The organism is Flavobacterium sp. ALD4, assembly GCF_002836475.1.
Classification (GTDB): Bacteria; Bacteroidota; Bacteroidia; order Flavobacteriales; family Flavobacteriaceae; genus Flavobacterium.
On the sequence record NZ_PJBJ01000013.1, the window covers coordinates 1 to 343 of the forward strand.

A 343-nucleotide genomic window follows, 5' to 3' on the forward strand; every position below is an offset into this window, starting at 1 on the left:
CTATTTTGCCTCTGATGGCCATCCAGGTCTCGGTGGATTAGATATTTTTGTATCCAAAATTAATGCAGACGGAACTTTTGGAAAGGTTCAAAATGTGGGTATGGATGCCAATTCCCCTAAGGATGATTTCGGGTATTGGATTGACACTAAATCCAGAAGAGGTTTTTTATCGTCAAACAGAGATGGTGGACAAGGTTATGATGATATTTATAAATTTCTAGAAACTAAAAAACTTCTTTGTGAACAGCAACTATACGGAAAAGTGACAGATTTAGCCACTTCTGAGATTCTGCCAGGGGCAAAAATCAGTCTGTTTGATAACAAGTTTAACCCTATGGGAACC

At 38.2% G+C, this 343-nt stretch carries 1 pseudogene; it reads left to right on the forward strand.

The features are described from left to right. A pseudogene (locus CXF59_RS00130) lies at nt 1–343 on the forward strand (flagellar motor protein MotB); the annotation flags it as partial.